The following is a 17,433-nucleotide window of genomic DNA, read 5'->3' as shown; positions in this document are numbered from 1 at the left end:
TCGCTTATACCAATTGAGTGAAAACTACCACATTCAGCAACATCATGACGAAAGTTACACTCTACATTGCAGCTAGTTTGGATGGCTACATTGCTCGCAGCGATGGAGGAATTGATTGGCTATCAATCTTTGACATAGAAGGGGAAGACTACGGTTACACTGCTTTCTACGAATCGATTGATGCTATCGTCTTGGGCAGCAATACTTATGAAGTAGGGCTTGGTTTTGATGAATGGCCTTATCCGGGAAAGAAATCCTTCGTTTTCACCCAACGCCATTTCCAATCTGACCGCGAGGACGTTGTGTTTGTTTCTGACACAGTGAAGCAGGTCTTAGCAAATATAGAGGCTCAAGGTTTTGCAAACATCTGGCTCGTTGGTGGCGGAGCATTAATCAATTCGTTTCTTCAGCACAGCTTGATTGACGAATATATTATTTCAACTATTCCAATTATCTTAGGTAGCGGTATACAACTTTTCCCACCGTCTAGCCCTGAACAAAAGTTAGACCTGATTAACTCAAAACAATATTCCAGTGGCTTACTCCAAGCACACTATAGGCGAAAATAGAAGGGTTAAAAAATTCATAATTCATAATAACGCGACTGCCATCATTGAGCCAGGGGAATCATATCATGTTCAGTTGAACACTTATCATTATGATTGACTCCAGAAAATTTTAATGATAGATGATTAACCGGACTTGATATCAAACCCTTTTTAATTACGAATTACGAATTACGAATTACGAATTACGAATTAGCTAAAGAAGCTTCTGAACAGCGTTGCTGAAGTCTTCATAAGGAGAAACACCCACGATAGTTTCTTCTAAATTACCATCTTTGAAAATTAAAACCGCTGGAATACTGCGAAGACCAAATTTTTTGAAAATTGGCTTGTTGCTGTCAACATCTACCTTAACGACTTTGGCGCGGCCTTTGTATTCCTCGGCAAGTTGATCCATTAACGGACTGACCAAGCGGCAAGGTCCACACCAAGTAGCAGTAAAATCGACAACAACGACTTTCTCTTCACTTTCAGTTAAAACAGTATCAAATTCACTTTCTTGAACGTAAGCAACTATTTGAGTCTCTGTAGACATTATTTTAATCCCTTGGTGTCAAACCAAAATTTCAGCAAAAAGCTAACTATACAAACTATACTCCCTTCTGGCTGTCCGATTCACCAAGGCGGCGGGAAGCCCACTTGCTTTTTGGGGTGGCCGGGATAGCCGCCTCGTCGCCGTTAACTGTTGACTGATGACTGTTAACCGTCAACCTTTATCAGTCATCAGTATGCACGTGTTATGCCAGTTACGCAAGGTGCGTTAAGCACCCTACCAAGCTACCTAATCAAAAAATCTCATACCTTCAAGGCCTGGAAACTTCAATAATCATTCTCTCGCTCAAATAGTTCTAATAACCCAATTGTGCCTACAAAAAAAGTATAAGTAGCATATTTTATTGGCATCTTTTTTCTTGAAGGTGCATAAAAAGCTGCTATAATGCCTTCGATAAAATGGCTCGCCATAGCAAAACGCTCAATCCAAAAAATGGGATTCAGGCTGCTTGGTAAATCAGTATTATTTATTACTGCATAAATATTCCACGATTCCAATCCAATTGCACTTGTTATAAGCACTGTAGATATAATTTTTACAAAGGTAAAAATGTCTTTTTTTATTGACTTTAAGTTCATACTATCCACAAAAAATTGTTTAAAATATCTACAAGGCTCGTGAAGTAACAGACAAGTTAATGTGTGAGGACTTACGCAAAAACTCAAACTTTTATTTCACCGTGTTCTCTATGTCTCAGTGGTAGCCTGCGGAAAGCCCTGCGGGTGACGTTCGATAGCGCAGCGTAAAGCCTTCTCTACGAGAGGCTGCGCCAACGGCATGGCTTCTCTACGAGACGCTACCGCGAACGCTTAGAGCGACGCAGGAGCATCTGATTCCCTAAAGCTACACTAACAGCGATCGCTCATGGGGAAAATCCCCTTATCTACGAGACGCTTTGCGAAGGCGCTAGCCTCTCCCTTTGAGTACTTTACCGCTTTGAGTCTAAGTTTTTGCGGTAATCATGCTTAAACCCTATGTATATTATCTAAAAATTACCCTAAATGAAGATTAAATCATCAGATATTTAAAAAATGCTAAAAGTGTGAAATACTACATAGGTAGTAAATTTAATTGCATTCCATAGATTGATAATAAATATAAAGCTATGATTGCTCAACATTACAATTCAAATCATGTTGAAAACAACTTGCTTAAACAAATCAAAATTAAAGAAAATCAGCTAAAAATTGCACAAGAATCTAACATGCTCCATGTAGCGGAAGCATTACAGAAAGAATTATTAAAGTTACAGTCTCAATTATCAGAGCCGCAAGACGTTGAAATCCAAGCGTTGATGAGTTTGCTAGACGATTAAGATTGTAAATTTGTGTTGCAAAGTTTATTGAAAGCACAAAAACTCTGTTGATAGGAACCAGAGTATAGTGGTTCTGATGCCTGAGAGTGTAGCTTAGGTGCTATAGCTCAAGAATTAGCGATCTAAGGTGTCATAAAAGTATGGTGATTCTTACTTAGAGTAAGATGTTAGGGTTTCTGTTGGGTATATGGTCTTTTTTTCTGCGGTACTGAATCAATCTTAAGAACAGGTTTAATTGGGCGCACTTGCCTTTGCCTAAGAATTTGAATTTCTCTCTCAATCGAACTTTTGCCTTGCCTAAAAAAGTCTTGAGAATTATATGGAATTAAGTCACGGGATAAATGTTGAGCTTGTGCTGGAGTCAAACTAGGAAGGGGTTGTTCAGCATTGACAGCAGTCTGTACAGCCAGGAAAAAAGCTGTTGAAACCACCAAGGGTTTTATTTTGATACAACCGCTGAATATCAGGTTTAACATGATTGATACATCTATTCCTCAATTTATCTGTTACTTTTTCGTAGAAGCTAACTAAAGAGTTGCTTCAGCTTAAATTTCTTACCCTTCAGGTGGGTTTAGTTTGTGTAGCCCCATAATTCTATTCTCAGGGCTTCAACTCTCTGGTAAACTAGCAAACGCCTGCTCAACTAACTCCTTTGCCTTAGCATCCAAATGCAGCCAATCCACTTCACCCACTTCATCAATTAAACTAGTATCAATAACAGCAACTTCCCTCTCTGGGGTGTATTCAAGAAAACACACTTGATAACACAATTCCCATAAATCGATACTAGCTTCTTGCTGTTGACGCTGCAAACGTAGATGATATCCTGGATGGGGCATTGGCAAACGAGCAAGAGTTTCTCTGATTTTATCTGCTTCTTGGGGTGTTGCAGTTTCCATTCCTTGCAACAACTCAGTCACCAATGCTTTGATTTCATCAGTGGTGCTAGGCGGCCAAATCAGAACATCGTGGTAAGTTCCCGTCCAGGAAGATTCATCAAGGGACTTGCGGATATTGTCGATAACGCGAATGAAAGCAGGTTGCATGAGGATTTCAGCCTGCTGCCATGCAACTGAGTTTGTTATTTTAGGTGGCATTGGTAGTAAACAGGGGCACTAAAAGAAAAATAAACAGTCTGCGTTTATTAAAAAGCTGCGTTTTTAATCTAAATCTTTTCTCAAGATAGCGGATTTCATTGAAGAAAATTTGGAGATATTTATTACCAGCTGGAAAATTAGGTAATAACTCTGGGGAGTGAACATGATAGGCAAGCTACTAGACCATCGTTACCAAGTAATTCGAGTCCTCGCAATGGGAGGATTTGGTCAAACCTACATTGCCCAAGATACTAGGCGGCCCGGTAATCCCATTTGCGTTGTCAAGCACCTTAAACCCGGAACTGACCCCAGAGTTTTTGATACTGCTAAACGCCTGTTCAACAGCGAAGCCGAAACTTTAGAAAAATTGGGCAACCATGACCAAGTACCTAGGCTGCTAGCGTACTTTGACGAAAACCAAGAATTTTATTTAGTACAAGAATATATTGAAGGACATACCCTAGCTGAGGAACTTATACCTGGTAAGCGCTGGAGTGAAAGGCAAGTAATTCAACTGTTACAGCAAGTTCTGGAAATTCTCGAATTTGTCCACCGCCAAGGCGTGATTCACCGCGACATCAAACCGGATAATATCATCCGTCGCGCCTCAGATAATAAGTTAGTTTTAGTAGACTTTGGGGCAGTAAAGCAGTTACGTACACAACTGGTAACAGTGGGCGCACAACCCTCTGCCACAGTAGTTATTGGCACTCCTGGCTACATGCCTACAGAACAAGGGCAAGGTAAACCCCGCCCCAACAGTGATATCTATTCCCTCGGCATCATTGCCATTCAAGCATTAACAGGATTATCGCCAACAGAATTGCAAGAAGACCCGGACACGGGCGAAATCATCTGGCAGCAATCAGTAACCGTGAACTATCGACTGGCAGCAGTGTTGTCCAAGATGGTACGTTATCACTTCAAAGACCGCTACCAAAATGCCACGGAAGCACTGCAAGCATGTAAAGACGCGATTAATCCTGTACCTGCACTTTCCACGCCTCAAGAATCTGCCAAATCCCGACCTCAAGTATCTGGGCTGCAAACTGTTGCAGTTGCACCAGCAAATCCTGTCCCCGCTAAACCTGCGCGTAAAGACTCTAGTAAATCCGACCCATGGCCGATATTAATTGGCATCTTATTGGCGGGTGGTGCAGCTGCCTTGGTAGCAAATATATATCCAAATGTGAAAAATTTAGCCTTTAATCTTACAGGTAACGATCGCACCTTAGCAAATAAATGCTCGGCTGTTGTCGTCGGAAATTCTAATATTCGTTCTGAACCTAGTTCGATAAATTCTGATAATATTGTGCGAACAGTTGGTGATAATACCAGTTTCGAGGTGACTGGTAAACGGACAAAACGGGGTTGGATAGAAGTTAAACTTAACTCTGGGCGTTTGGCTTGGGCGCACTCGGATGTGATAACCAATAATGGAGAATGGGCTTCTTGCCTGCGCGAAAAAGGTATTGCAATTAAGACAGTAAATGATAGTACCCTGATTGCTACTCGACCAACTCCCAAGGCAAAACCAAAATCTAGGGATGTAGTAACTCCATTACCAGAAAAGCCAAATGGTTCAACTTCCGACGCTGGGAAAACAGAACGATCGCAGCCTAGTGATAACAGTGCCAATGTTATAGAACAAGCAAGACAGAAGTATGAATCAGGAGATATAGTTGGAGCGATCGCACTTTTAAGATCGATTCCGGCAAATGCTGCTTCTGGTATTCAAGAGACAGGTAAAATGATTGCCCAGTGGCAGGAAGATTGGGCTAAGGCAGAGGCGTTATCTAATGAGATCAATAAAGCAATAGATGATGGTAAATGGGATAAAGTTTTAGATTATAGAAACCATCCAGAAAAATTGCCTAATACTAAATACTGGCGAAACAAAATAGAACCATTATTTAAACAAGCAGCCGAAAATCTGGCAAAACAGGCACTACCTAAACCAGAAAATCAAGGTAATCAAAAGGCTACCCAAGAAGAACTTCCTAATACTAACCAACCTGCTACTACAGAGAGTCCTAATGCTACAGAAACTCCAGAAAGTGGCTTTTAAACACTGTTTACCTCGTTACCAGCCAGAGGCTGGTAATGCCTACAATGAGGGCTGCCGCCTCTTAAATTCACAGCAGCAGCCCAACAAAAAATTTCCAGGTTCTACCTGGAAACAAGATTTTAAATAGGTTTTTATCTGTGGTTTGATTTTCCCTATTAGTGCATTTCGTCGTACTCGTGGGCTTCAACTCGTCTTGCTTCCATCCGCGAAGCAGGCAAAAACTCAGCACGACGGACTGGAACCAAGGGCGGCGTATTTCCTTGGTAGGGGTGAATTACTTGTACAGTACGCGCTGGACGCTGCCGTGGTGAGAATAAAGCCAATACACCAGCGACTACAACACCACCACCAATAGTAAGAGTTGCGCCTCCCACAGCCCAAAGCATGGGTGAAGACCACCAAGAAGGATTTTGCGGCTGGAGTGCTGCTGATTTTTGTTGGTTATACTGCTGGGCTTGTTGCCATTGCTGCTGAGTATTGAAATTTTGAACTTGGCCTTGGAGTTGTTGATTTTGCAACTTCAGCTGTTCATTGTCGTTTTTTAAACGCTCCAACTGCATCTGCGTGTTCAGCTTCTCCATTTCCAGACGCTGGTCAGTATTGGGAGCAACTGCCGGCTGATTAGGATTGGGATACATTGGTTGCCCATAAGGGCCATAGGGATACATTTGTGGCTGCATTCCCGGCGCTACTACAGTCCCTGGCATTTGCGGAGCAACAGCAAAGTTAGGCTGTAAAGGGGTATTTGTTCCTTTGAGCAATACGAGAGCCGCCAGCCCAGCTACGGCAACCCCGCCGATAAACGCCATACTCTCACTCATCGCCTGTGCTCCTCAATTGCGACGTAACTATAATCATTTGTGACTGACTCACTCTCACACTCACACTCATAAATTATGCCTACTTGATTTCACATAATACTCAAACTATAAGCGACTATATCAGCTAGTTTTTTTACATCTTGATATCTGATGTTAATATTCAAGACTATAAAGGTCAAATTGTCTACCAAGCAAGGATAGAAAAACTACACTGTTATACTTTTTTAATCTACTTTACCCCTCTAATCAAGAGGAGTATTTGTGCTGGTGTTGTTGGTCTTGATGGCAGCCTTGAGACTTTGGCAAAATTCAGCGATCGCATTTAGTCCCTGCTCTGGGGTACCTTCTGCTAACCGTTTCACAAAAGCACTGCCCACGATCGCAGCGTCTGCGCCCCATTCCTTTACCTGACGCGCTTGTGCCGCTTCGGAGATGCCAAAGCCTACACCGATGGGTTTCTCAGTAACACCACGAATTTGTTTGAGTAAATCGGACACGCGGTTTTCCAGTTTCGATCGCACCCCTGTAACCCCTGTGACGCTGACTAAATAAATAAATCCTTGAGAAGAATGAGCGATCGCTTCTATTCGTTTAGCATCGCTGGTGGGAGCTACCAATAAGATTACATCAATTCCCATCTCCTTAGCTGGTTCGAGCAAGCCTGCTGCTTCTTCCAAGGGCAAATCTGGTACTACCAATCCCGCCACCCCCGCCGCAGCTATTTCCTGGAGAAATTTGTCAATTCCCCGATGCAAAATTGGGTTGTAATAAGCAAATAGAATAATTGGCGATCGCAATTTGGGAGTAATCCCTTGCAACATTTCCAGCACCTGCTCTAATTTCGTACCTCTTTGCAAGGCGCGGGTAGCAGCAGCTTGAATTACTGGCCCATCAGCCAGAGGATCAGAATAAGGTATGCCCAGTTCTATAATGTCGGCTCCACTACGATCTAGAACCTGTAAGGCTTTTGCTGTTGTTTCTAAATCTGGATCGCCAGCAGTGATAAACGGAATCAGAGCGCACTCACGATTGTGCCCAAGGGTTTCAAAGCAATCAGAAATCGCAGTCATTAGTCATTAGTCATTAGTCATTGGTCATTGGTCATTAGTCGTTGGTCATTTGTAACAAACACAGGACAAACGACAACTGACCAATGATAACTTTACACCTGAGATTGCTCTTCTTGTTCTATTTGGGCTTGAATTCGTGCTAGTTCTTCGGGAGTAAGCTCATCTAACCGCTTTTGCAGAAAGTCTTGCTCATACTGTTCCCGCTGTTGGTGGTAGGTCATTTTTTGTCCCACCGCGCGGAAAAAGTAGGTGGCTAACCAGCCAACTAACCCACTGATTAGTAAGACTTGGCTCCATATACCAGCTTGCTGATTATCCAAACCGACTAGCTGCAATCCTACATATGCCAAGCCGCCAGCAATAAAAACGCCTAAGCCAATTCCAATAGCATCAATCCGTCGCATGAGAGTTATGACCTACCAATCTAGTTAAACTTCAATTTGCCGCCGTTGCGGTCGAAAATTTAGAAACGGCGATAGAACCAATAAACCCGGAAAGAAGAAGAACACCAAAAAGTACATAAAGGTACGCTCGATGGAGGTAGCTACATACCAACGCTGCTTCAGGTACAGTAAGACAGCAATCGGGATTACCAGAAGGTAAGCTCCAGCCAAAATCAGATACAGCAGGGCGACAATCATAAACTTTCAAGTCTTAAGCATCTGTTTTCCATCATAGGCTGAAGAGCCAGACTCAGGAAAGTATAGGCATGACGCTTTTAACATAACTTTCTCGTCTATATCCAGATTGACTGGTAAAAGGTGGTATTATGCTATAATCATGAACTCACTAGCAACTCGTGCTCTAGTCACACAAGATCGAAAGCTCATTCAGATTGATTACGAGGAAACAAGGAAAACTTGCAACTCTGGAAAACAATTCCACAATCTGGAAAAAATATTTTCAATCTAGTTGGACAAAAGACACAATTGATGGTGGAATAGATGAGGAGGTATTTGCTGCCTCCAAAAAATAACTAGTTATACTAGTTGCAAAAGACCTACGGGGGTGTGGCGGAATGGTAGACGCTACGGACTTAGATAACTGAGCCTTGAAGGAGAAATCCCTCAAGTGGAAGCTCTCAAACTCAGGGAAACCTAAATCTGGTGACAGACATGGCAATCCTGAGCCAAGCCCAAAAATTTTAGATTTGTGATTTTAGATTTGTGATTAGTCTTCAATCCAAAATCCAAAATTGAGGGAAGGTGCAGAGACCCGACGGGAGCTACCCTAACGTTAAGACGAGGGTAAAGGGAGAGTCCAATTCTCAAAACCTGATTTTGCTAAAGCCATCAGGTAGCAGTGAAAACTGCGGGAGAATGAAAATCCGTTGACCGTAATAGGTCGTGTGGGTTCAAGTCCCTCCACCCCCATTAAAAATTGAAAATGCCAAAAGGCTTTTATAGAACTTATGGGCGGGTTGTATTTAATGGTAAATCAACTCGCCCATATAGTTTTGTATTGGCTCTGATTGTTAAAACTATAGCGGTTCCCATTCAGATGCGGTACAACATTATATCGCAAGGTGTAGGGGCACCCCTATGGCTGTACCTCACGTAAACGAGAACCGCTATAAGTAATTTCACTAGACTCTTTGATGAAGTAGTAAACAACTTGTGATTAATACTTTATTTATAGTCCTAGTTAATCAAATTTGTGTAAAAAGATTACTGAAACTCTGAAGAATAGATTGATACTACTGTTCACCAAGGTTAAGCTGGTAATAATATGAACAGGAAGCCTTTTTATCCTGATAACTAGAATGAACGCTAATAGTTTATCAATTAGTCAGGAAGATCCCGATTGTGTTACGTCTAACTCTAGACAATTAAATGTGCAAATTGCACAAGATGAGGTTTACAGCTTCTTCGTGGAAATTGCCAAAAAATTGCCACCAGAGGATGTTTTACGGGAATTCAAAGGTTTATTTATAGACGGTCTTGATTCACAAGCTTCTTATTCGATACCTGGAATATACAGCATTTTTTTAGATGATAACGAACAGGAATTCTGTAATACTCTTAAACGGTGTATCTACATAATAATTAATACTTGGAAAACCAATAGAAAAGACAAATATATCCAAGAGTTAGTTAATTTATTTACTAGTGAAAACCTGAAAGCAAAAACCAATAATTTTCCAGCGATAAATATTTGTAAAAGCTGGCTAGAGAATTTCATAAATAGCAAAGACTACCAACAACTAAAATTATTTGCTGCTAAATATGAGGAATCAATTAAAGGTCATTGGGCTAATCGCTACACTTCTTATCTATTAGTTGATCAATCTGTTGACCAGAATAATTCAAAAGAGCAACAAGAGGCTGCCAGAAAGCTCTCTCAACAGATAAAAGACAAATTTAAGTTTGAACTGGCAATGTATATTGCTCGTTCTCAATCTGCTATCTCAAGTACAACACGCTACACAAATCCCAGTATTTTGGGAGATCATGCTCTGCGTTTAATAAAAGCAATTGTCTTGAAAAGAGGGATGTTTAGCCATGAGAATATTGCCCATATATTTATAAAGCAAACTCAAAATCAAACACTTGAAGAATTTAAAATAAATATCGAAAAATATCTATTTTTTTCTGTAGAAAAACAAGAATCAGTAGAGAGTTGGAGACAGAAGTTTGCCGATACATTATCCTTATGGAAAACAGATTATAATCAAGAAATTATTACTAAAGAATTGTTCTTGAGAACTTGTAATCGAGTAATTGATTGCTTGACAATAGAAAATGGAAAGGAACCTTCGTCATTATTTATCTTATTGCTTAATCAAGGTCATTCTCTAACATTAGTCATTATACTACTAAAAATTATTTTGATCTCTAAAAACTCTCGGAAGCATTTAGAAATTAAGATTGCTCATTTGATTCGTTTTTACGAAAAGTATCCAGAAGAGGAATGCAAGGGGATAATAAATTTTATCGAAATTTTTAATATTACATTTGCAATTTATGCAGAAAACGTAGAATATAACTTGATTAAGATGGAAGAAGAGCAAAACAGTAATCCGCAGTTGAATCTTGATGGTTATCGTGTTTTTTCACAGATGAAGGTAGATAGACACAAATTAGTGTCGCCTGATTCATGATTTAGCAAGACGTTCATCTAACCAAGCGAAAGCAGCACCCGCAGTTTCAGCTACAATACTAATGAGGCGATATAGAGCGATCGCACTAAATACTAGGGCAGATGGAAAGTGGTGTCGCAAAAGTTCATATGCAGTCGCTTCAAAGACACCTAACCCACCAGGAGCACCCGGAATAACAAACCCCAACAACCAAGCGCAGCTAAAAGCCCCGAATAACAAAGGAATTTGATTCACATTCAACGAACCCAGGGCGAACATAGTTAATATAAACCCAGTTCCACGCAGTCCCATAAAGCCCAATTCTCCTAATAAAGGTCGTACAGGGTAGCTTTTAAGACTGAAAGGAACAGTTGGTTGAGTGTTGGTAAAAGACTTTTTTGCTTTCAATTTGTACAAAAAGCGAATAACTGGGTTTAAAAACCAGGGATGAATCGCACAAAGAATTACAGCTAAACTCAGCAATTGTAATATTTGCTGAACAAGGGTAGTGTTCACTGCCGCAAATTGGCTACTGCATAGGACAATGATGATTAAAGCAGCCGCTAGCATGAGTAGCGGTTCTAGCAAAACGCTTAAGGTGGCTGCACCAGCAGAAACATTGGCATTTTTGGCGGCTACAATTCGCCCGTAGTGATGCCAAATATTACCTGGCAAATACTTTGCTATGTTTGTTTTTAGGTAAACCTGGATGAATTGGAAAGATGATACAGGTTGATTTAACTCTTGCAGAATCCAAGTCCAAATCCAGCCTGCCCAAGTATGTGCTAGTAAAGTGATGCCTGTAGCGATCGCTATAATTGCCCATCCTACCCCATCAATGCGGATAGCAGTCACTTCAATCCAATTATCCTTCAGAGCTTTCGCTAAAAAAAACAGCGTTCCGCCCAAAATTATCCAGCGTAAAAATTGCTTCATGAATTTAGTAATTTAACGGTTAGAGCAACAAGGGCTGAATGCCTCAAATATTACAGTCCATCAGCTACCTATCCAAAGCTTTGGAAGTATCAAACAGGTTGATGTAGTTCTTTTTCGGAAAAGCATATTATTTTATTTTATATCTCTCTAGAGTTAGATAAAAATATTATTTATGTACTAATTAAAATGTAGCCTGCGCTAGAGGTAAAGGGCATTTTATTATTCATATGCTTAATAGAGGTTATCGAAACTGAGCGAACCAAAACAAGCACAATAACTTGCTGACCAATCCAATGATTCAGCAAAAGCTTAATTTATTAATATTTTGGATTTTGGTAAGGAGGACTACGTGAACGCTGTGAGAGTATTCTTGAAAAAAATAAGATTGCGCCAGATATTAACTATCTTTTTAGCTGGACTCTTGTTGATAGGTAGCACTGCTTGTAGTGGGGCAAATGCTCAAGGTGCAAATCCACAAAATCCTGCTGTACAAGCTGGCGGAGCAAACAATCCTTATAAGAATGGTGGAGACAAGTATACCAACTATAGAATGTCTACCGATCCGAAAATAGCAAACCCAAAAGCCAATCAGGGACGCGACCAAGCTAGCTTACAACCAAGTTCGGAATTGTTGATTGCTACAGCAGATAGAGAATCCAAGATACTCTATCCTGGTGCTGAGACACCAGCAGGTCGAATCAACAAAGAAGCAGAGTTGCCACTCATCACAGATAAAGACTTCCGTCAGCCTGAACCCGGTGGTTTGATTCAGAATGAACCAAATGTTGGAGATCGGGTTCAGGATCGGATTGAGACTGTAAAAGAGGCTGTTGAAGAAGCTTCCGGCTTTTTGAAAAATAAGGCAGATGAAGCGAGTGCAAGACCTGAATTACAAAAAAATCCAGCAGTAGGCAGATAAAATCCTTATTTTGTCTGAATGCTTGGAATGCAAAATTAATTCCAAATGCCATCTTGGTTGAAGTTTAATTTAGTCACAAAAATGCAAGGAGTAGAAGCATGAAAAAAGTAAGTACTTGGCTGAAAAATATTCGTCCCTTGAAAGTTTTAACTGTTTTTTTAGCAGGAATATTTTTATTCCTGACACAAGCTTGTGGTGCTCCCGGAGTAGCAACACAGCCACCACAGCCTGACGCTCAATCACCTTATTCCAAACGATATGATCCTACAAAAGATTATCCTCTCTCTTCTCCCGCTGGTGGAATGAATAACTTTAGTGATGTAGAACCCAGAGCAAGATTAGATGAAAAGGCAGCTAATGACAGAGCTGATGCGCTGGCAAAAAATGCTCAAAGAAATATTGAGCAGAAGGGAATTGACAGCCCAGAGCAATATGGGCGAAATTACAAACAAGGTACACCCTTTGGTGAAAGAGTGAAAAACTTGGGTGAAGATGTTAGCAGTTCCGCTGATGAATTGCGAGAAGGCGTAGTTAAGGGTACTCAGCGCGGAATTGAAAATATTAAGGGTAATACCCAAAATGCTGCCGAAGACTTGACAAAAAATGTTCAGCGTGGGGCTGAAGATGCTGGTAAAAATGTTCAGCGCACAGCTGAGGACGCAGGCAAGGCAGTAAAGAGAACAGTTAGAGACGTTGATTGAAATTAATCATTCAATCTTTTGCAAAACCTGAAAGCGCCCACAGACTTTAGTCTGGGGCCTACCTAAAAAAAGCCTGCCTACGCAGGCTTTTATAAGTTTTAGGTGGGGTTCAATTCCCCAGTTAAATAATTACGAATTTTAAAGACGCTATTTCTGTTTGTGGTTTGTCTGCTCTAAGAATAAAACAGATTGGTAACGTTCCCCTGCAACTCTGTACCTCTACCTTCGTATTTTCCTACTGCGGCGTTGTCTCCTGCGTTGGTGTCGGTGTGGGAGTAGCGGTTTCTATAGGAGTTGGTGTCGGTGTGGGCGTTGAGATGGGAGTTGGGGTAGGTGTTTCTATTGGCGTGGGTGTTTCCGTGGGCGTTGGTGTTGGTGTTGGCGTTGGGGGAGGAGTGGGATTTTCTGCTGTAATGCTGAGTTGATAATCTACTGGTTTTGATGCTGTAGAAACCACGACAAACTCGTAAAATCCGTTTTCTGGTAATTTAGTTGACAAGCTACGCTGGGTAGAATCTTCTAAAAATCGAATTTTGCCAGAGGGTGAATAGACTGATAACAAAACTTGGGAATTTGCTTGTAGCTTCAAATCCAGAGATTGGTCTTTGGCAAGTCCAGCAATGAATACTTTACCAGCACCAGGTTGGATAGTACCGCTGACTGTTTTGCCAGTAGCGCCCGGATCAAAGACAAGTTTCTGAAAAGCGCTACCGGCGAGGATAGCACTGAGTTTATCGCTAACAAAACCGTACCAAACTTGCCCAATGGGCTGATCTTGGAAATTTTTACCGCGCTGGTCAGGGAATACATTTAAGAAAGCAGCGTCTCCCAAATCATACAAAGAACGACTTCCAACGTTAATTTTGTTGACTTCCACTTTCCAGCGATCGCGTTCAGCAGTTGTGTAAGTTCCCAACTGTCGTCGTGTATTGGAACTCAATGGTGCAAGTTTTTCCAGCAATTCTGAGGCTGTTTTATCCCATTCTGCCCGCAAACCTTCATCTTCAGGGCCATTGCTGAGAGTGCGTCCTCGCAAACTAGGATTTCTGTCCCAAAAAACTTGATTCACCAAGTTCACGTAGAAGTTAGAGTCAATAGCCAACTGTTGACGGCGATCGCTTAATTTTTCTTTGCGTTCCCGTTCTGCTGGTGAATATTGCGCTAAAGGATCGGTTGGTTGTTCACTGGTTGGAATTGGACTGGCTGTGGGTGTAGGTTCGACTTCACCGACATCTCGCCTGCTATTCAATCCCCACGAAATTAATCCAACACTACCAACGACTAACGCCGCTACAAGGAAAATTTTTGTTGGTGTCCACCAGCTTGTGGGTTGAGGAGATGGGGGGGATGGGGAGGATGGGGGAGGTGGAGAGACGGCTACGGTGGCGGATGTGGGTTGTGGTTGTGGTGGTGTGGGGTATTGAGTTGGGGGAAAGTTAGCTGGGGGCGAGTTGATAGCTTGGAGTACTTGACGGGCTGATTGATAGCGATCGCTAGGTCTAGCAGATAGCATTTTATCTAATACCTGTGCCAAAGTTTGACTCAGGCTAACTTCCCGTTGCCACTGCCAGGTAAGATTGTAGGTATCAATTAATTCTTGGGGTTGTTTTCCTGTCAGTAAAACCAACATTGTTGCGGCCATTGCATACAAGTCGCTGTGGGGAGATACTAACCCAGTTTGCATCTGTTCTGGAGGCGCAAATCCGATCTTACCCAATAGGGTTGGTGATGGGGATGATGCAACTATGCCGGGTTGGTAATATTGGGAAGCAACGGTTGCTACTACTTGTTTGACACCACCAAAATCAATTAACACTGGCAGTTTGTCAACAGTGCGAAGCATTAAGTTATCGGGAGAAATATCTCGATGAATAACACCTAGTGAATGGATATACTCCAACACTGGCAAAATTTGCTGCAACAATTGGCGTACTTCTGACTCTGTAAAGCGCAAACCCTTCTGTAACCGGGCATTTAACAAAGAATTGTAAGTTTCCCCTTCTACATAATCTTGCACCAAAAACAGATATTCTTTGCCCCCTAAGTTGATGCGAAGTAGTTCCCGGAAGCGGGGAATTTGGGGATGTTGCAGTTTATAAAGAACACTTGCTTCTCTCTCAAACAGTTCTTCAGCTTTTTGAACAACGTAAGCGGTTTGAACTTGGGGGGAAAATTCCTTTAAAACACAAAGTTCGCGGAAACGGTTGACATCTTCAGCTAAATAAGTGCGTCCAAAGCCACCCTGACCAATTTGACGTACAATCACATAGCGATCGCCTAAAGTTAGTCCCGGTTGGATACCATAACTCATGGGTGTATCCAACAATTTTTCACCGCACTGGAGACAAAAGCGACTACCTGGGGAATTTTCATGTCCTTTAGAACAATATATTTTAGTCATTAGTTATTAGTCATTAGTTATTAGTTATTCTTCCCCAGTGCCCAGTCCCGTTACTTGCCAGATTGTACTTTACTGACTTGATCAGCTGCGATCGCATACCAAATTTGACCAAAAGTCTGTTGGTTCAGTTTCCCACGCTGCTGATCAGGAAACAACCGATCAAATTTTTCATTTGTGTCTTTGGTCAGCTGATCAATTGTATAGTTCCCAAACTGCCCTGATCGCGCAAGTCGTCTCCATGTTGCATAATCTTTTTGACTATAGTTCCCCAATTTGCGACGAGCTGCTGTACTGAGGTTAGCCTGTTCTAGTTTATCCAACAAATCATCAGCGATACCAGACCATTCATCTCGTAAACCCGCGTCTTCAGGTTTAGATGTGAGGCTACGTCCCTTTAATTCCGGTTTTTTTGTATAAAATAAATTATCTACAAAAGGAATAAAAAATCCTTCAGTAATTTCTAGTTCTTGACGACGACTGATAATTTCCTGGAGGTTGCTATTTTTTCCTTTGTCGCTGACTGGTTTACCGATCGGATTTGGAAACTGGGGAATTTGCGGTAATGAAACTGAAGGTATAGTAATTGAAGTTACGCTCCGAATCACCGCATTTACTACCGCCCAAGCACCTGCGCCGGTTAAGACAACTAAAGCTGTCCCCCCTAAACTCATCACAAAAGGACGAATCCAAATAGGTAAAGATATTGGTTTAGCAATCGCTTGCGTTTTGTTCTGGAATCTACTCACAATAGCGCTGGCGCGTTGTCTTCCTGGAGCAACGACCATCGTTTTTATCTTGGTGGTAATATAATTACCTGCGGATTTACTAGCAGTTGACGATGGTAAATCTTTGAGGATTTGCTCGGCTCGTTGGTAGCGATCGCTCGGTTTATAAGCCAGCATCTTTTTTAACACCGCTTCCAGTTGCGGACTCACTCGGATTTCCTTTCCCCAACCCCAAATTCCCTGATAGCTGTCGTATAATTTTTGCGGTTCTTGTCCTGTGAGTAACACCAGTGATGTCACCGCTAAAGAATATAAATCACTACTAAAAAATGCTTTACCCTGCCGTAGTTGTTCTTCTGGTGCGTAGCCTTTTTTACCTAACAAAGTGTTATTTTCAGCCAGCTTAGTCCGCCAAAAACCTTGAGAAGCCGGCAATTGCTTGACACCACCAAAATCAATCAGCACTGGCAGATTATCAGAACGTCGCCAAATTAAATTGTCAGGAGAAATATCACGGTGAACTACATCTCGTGAGTGGATGTAGGATAACACAGGTAAAATTTGTTGCAGTAAAGTGATTATTTCCTCTTCATTGAAGGTTTTTCCTTGATTTTCACGCTGTTCTAATAATTGGTAGTAATTGTCACCATCCACATAATCTTGCACTAGAAAGAAAAAATCTTTAGTGCCTATTTTCACTTGTAGCGAGGCGTGAAAACGCGGAATTTGCGGATGCTGGAGTTTTTTGAGAACATTAGCTTCTCGCTCAAATAACTCTTTAGCTTTTTGTAAATCTTGATGTTCTTGAACTTGGGGTGCAAATTCCTTCAGCACACAGGTTCGATGGGATTGACTTATATCCTCAGCCAAATAGGTGCGTCCAAAGCCGCCCTGCCCTAGATGACGGATAATTTGATAGCGATTATCCACAACCTGTCCCACACCAAGAGGTAATGGCTCACCACAATGGGTACAAAAGCGGTTACTACCATTATTTGTGTGTTGTTTACTGCAATAGAGCTGCATGGTGCCCAAGGATAAATTAAGGTTTTATTGAGTAACTACAACGCGTATACCCTCATTTTCGGATATCCTACGAATTACGTTAGCGCAGCGGTAGCGAGTCCGCGAGCGTCATTACGAACTACGAATTATTTTAACGGTGTTGGTTCTACTTCAGGA

The 17,433-nt window shown here is 41.6% G+C and carries 17 protein-coding genes; 6 read left to right on the top strand and 11 right to left on the bottom strand.

All coding sequences use genetic code 11. The features are described from left to right. Window positions 1-44: 44 nt before the first annotated feature. A complete protein-coding gene (locus tag H6G92_RS05590; RefSeq protein WP_190891598.1) occupies window positions 45-569 on the top strand; it encodes a dihydrofolate reductase family protein in 525 nt (174 codons plus the stop codon). A 193-nt stretch (window positions 570-762) separates the two neighbouring features. On the opposite strand, the gene trxA is transcribed toward H6G92_RS05590, so the two are convergent. Together trxA and H6G92_RS05580 are read right to left on the bottom strand one after the other, a co-directional pair. Next, window positions 763-1,101 carry a thioredoxin gene (gene trxA / locus H6G92_RS05585; protein ID WP_190891596.1) on the bottom strand — a complete coding sequence of 113 codons (339 nt, stop codon included), beginning with the start codon at window positions 1,099-1,101 and terminating at the stop codon, window positions 763-765. Window positions 1,102-1,385: 284 nt separating this feature from the next. Continuing rightward, complete coding sequence (locus H6G92_RS05580; RefSeq protein ID WP_190891985.1) at window positions 1,386-1,697, bottom strand: hypothetical protein; 312 nt, start codon at window positions 1,695-1,697, stop codon at window positions 1,386-1,388. 527 nt (window positions 1,698-2,224) lie between these two features. Between H6G92_RS05580 and H6G92_RS05575 the strand changes: the two genes are divergently transcribed. After that, window positions 2,225-2,434: a hypothetical protein gene (locus H6G92_RS05575; protein ID WP_190891594.1), complete on the top strand. Its 210-nt coding sequence runs from the start codon at window positions 2,225-2,227 to the stop codon at window positions 2,432-2,434. A 167-nt stretch (window positions 2,435-2,601) separates the two neighbouring features. Here H6G92_RS05575 and H6G92_RS05570 read toward each other — a convergent pair whose 3' ends face one another. Next, entirely contained in the window at window positions 2,602-2,910 is a 309-nt protein-coding gene (locus tag H6G92_RS05570) for a hypothetical protein (RefSeq protein WP_190891592.1), read from the bottom strand. A gap of 132 nt (window positions 2,911-3,042) precedes the next feature. Then, window positions 3,043-3,531 carry a hypothetical protein gene (locus H6G92_RS05565; protein ID WP_190891590.1) on the bottom strand — a complete coding sequence of 163 codons (489 nt, stop codon included), beginning with the start codon at window positions 3,529-3,531 and terminating at the stop codon, window positions 3,043-3,045. Between the two features lie 163 nt (window positions 3,532-3,694). On the opposite strand from H6G92_RS05565, the gene H6G92_RS05560 reads away from it, so the two are divergent. Beyond that, entirely contained in the window at window positions 3,695-5,599 is a 1,905-nt protein-coding gene (locus tag H6G92_RS05560; RefSeq protein ID WP_190891588.1) for a serine/threonine protein kinase, read from the top strand. 155 nt (window positions 5,600-5,754) lie between these two features. Here the strand turns inward: H6G92_RS05560 and H6G92_RS05555 are convergent, their stop codons facing one another. From H6G92_RS05555 to ndhL, 4 genes are all read right to left on the bottom strand, one after another. Further along, a complete protein-coding gene (locus H6G92_RS05555; RefSeq protein WP_190891586.1) occupies window positions 5,755-6,420 on the bottom strand; it encodes a heterocyst differentiation related protein in 666 nt (221 codons plus the stop codon). Between the two features lie 242 nt (window positions 6,421-6,662). Further along, a complete protein-coding gene (gene trpA / locus H6G92_RS05550) occupies window positions 6,663-7,490 on the bottom strand; it encodes a tryptophan synthase subunit alpha (RefSeq protein WP_190891584.1) in 828 nt (275 codons plus the stop codon). Window positions 7,491-7,582: 92 nt separating this feature from the next. Beyond that, window positions 7,583-7,894: a DUF3007 family protein gene (locus H6G92_RS05545; protein ID WP_190891582.1), complete on the bottom strand. Its 312-nt coding sequence runs from the start codon at window positions 7,892-7,894 to the stop codon at window positions 7,583-7,585. Between the two features lie 24 nt (window positions 7,895-7,918). After that, a complete protein-coding gene (gene ndhL, locus H6G92_RS05540; protein WP_190727800.1) occupies window positions 7,919-8,131 on the bottom strand; it encodes an NAD(P)H-quinone oxidoreductase subunit L in 213 nt (70 codons plus the stop codon). A gap of 1,121 nt (window positions 8,132-9,252) precedes the next feature. Between ndhL and H6G92_RS05535 the strand changes: the two genes are divergently transcribed. Continuing rightward, complete coding sequence (locus tag H6G92_RS05535) at window positions 9,253-10,590, top strand: hypothetical protein (protein WP_190891579.1); 1,338 nt, start codon at window positions 9,253-9,255, stop codon at window positions 10,588-10,590. Here the strand turns inward: H6G92_RS05535 and H6G92_RS05530 are convergent. Then, complete coding sequence (locus H6G92_RS05530) at window positions 10,585-11,505, bottom strand: lysylphosphatidylglycerol synthase domain-containing protein (protein ID WP_190891576.1); 921 nt, start codon at window positions 11,503-11,505, stop codon at window positions 10,585-10,587. The genes H6G92_RS05535 and H6G92_RS05530 overlap by 6 nt on opposite strands. A gap of 349 nt (window positions 11,506-11,854) precedes the next feature. Between H6G92_RS05530 and H6G92_RS05525 the strand changes: the two genes are divergently transcribed. After that, entirely contained in the window at window positions 11,855-12,424 is a 570-nt protein-coding gene (locus tag H6G92_RS05525) for a DUF6658 family protein (protein WP_190891574.1), read from the top strand. Between the two features lie 98 nt (window positions 12,425-12,522). Next, complete coding sequence (locus H6G92_RS05520) at window positions 12,523-13,125, top strand: hypothetical protein (protein WP_190891571.1); 603 nt, start codon at window positions 12,523-12,525, stop codon at window positions 13,123-13,125. A 235-nt stretch (window positions 13,126-13,360) separates the two neighbouring features. Here the strand turns inward: H6G92_RS05520 and H6G92_RS05515 are convergent, their stop codons facing one another. Together H6G92_RS05515 and H6G92_RS05510 are read right to left on the bottom strand one after the other, a co-directional pair. Beyond that, on the bottom strand, window positions 13,361-15,526 hold the full coding sequence (locus H6G92_RS05515; protein WP_190891569.1) for a serine/threonine-protein kinase: 2,166 nt from the start codon (window positions 15,524-15,526) through the stop codon (window positions 13,361-13,363). Window positions 15,527-15,576: 50 nt separating this feature from the next. After that, window positions 15,577-17,277 (bottom strand): serine/threonine-protein kinase, encoded by a 1,701-nt coding sequence (locus tag H6G92_RS05510; protein ID WP_190891566.1) that lies wholly within the window; start codon window positions 17,275-17,277, stop codon window positions 15,577-15,579. Between the last annotated feature and the right edge of the window lie 156 nt (window positions 17,278-17,433).

The sequence above is a fragment of the Nostoc foliaceum FACHB-393 genome, from assembly GCF_014698505.1.
In the GTDB taxonomy this organism is placed as follows: Bacteria; Cyanobacteriota; Cyanobacteriia; order Cyanobacteriales; family Nostocaceae; genus Nostoc; species Nostoc foliaceum_A.
This window is presented reverse-complemented; position numbering and strand designations above follow the sequence as displayed.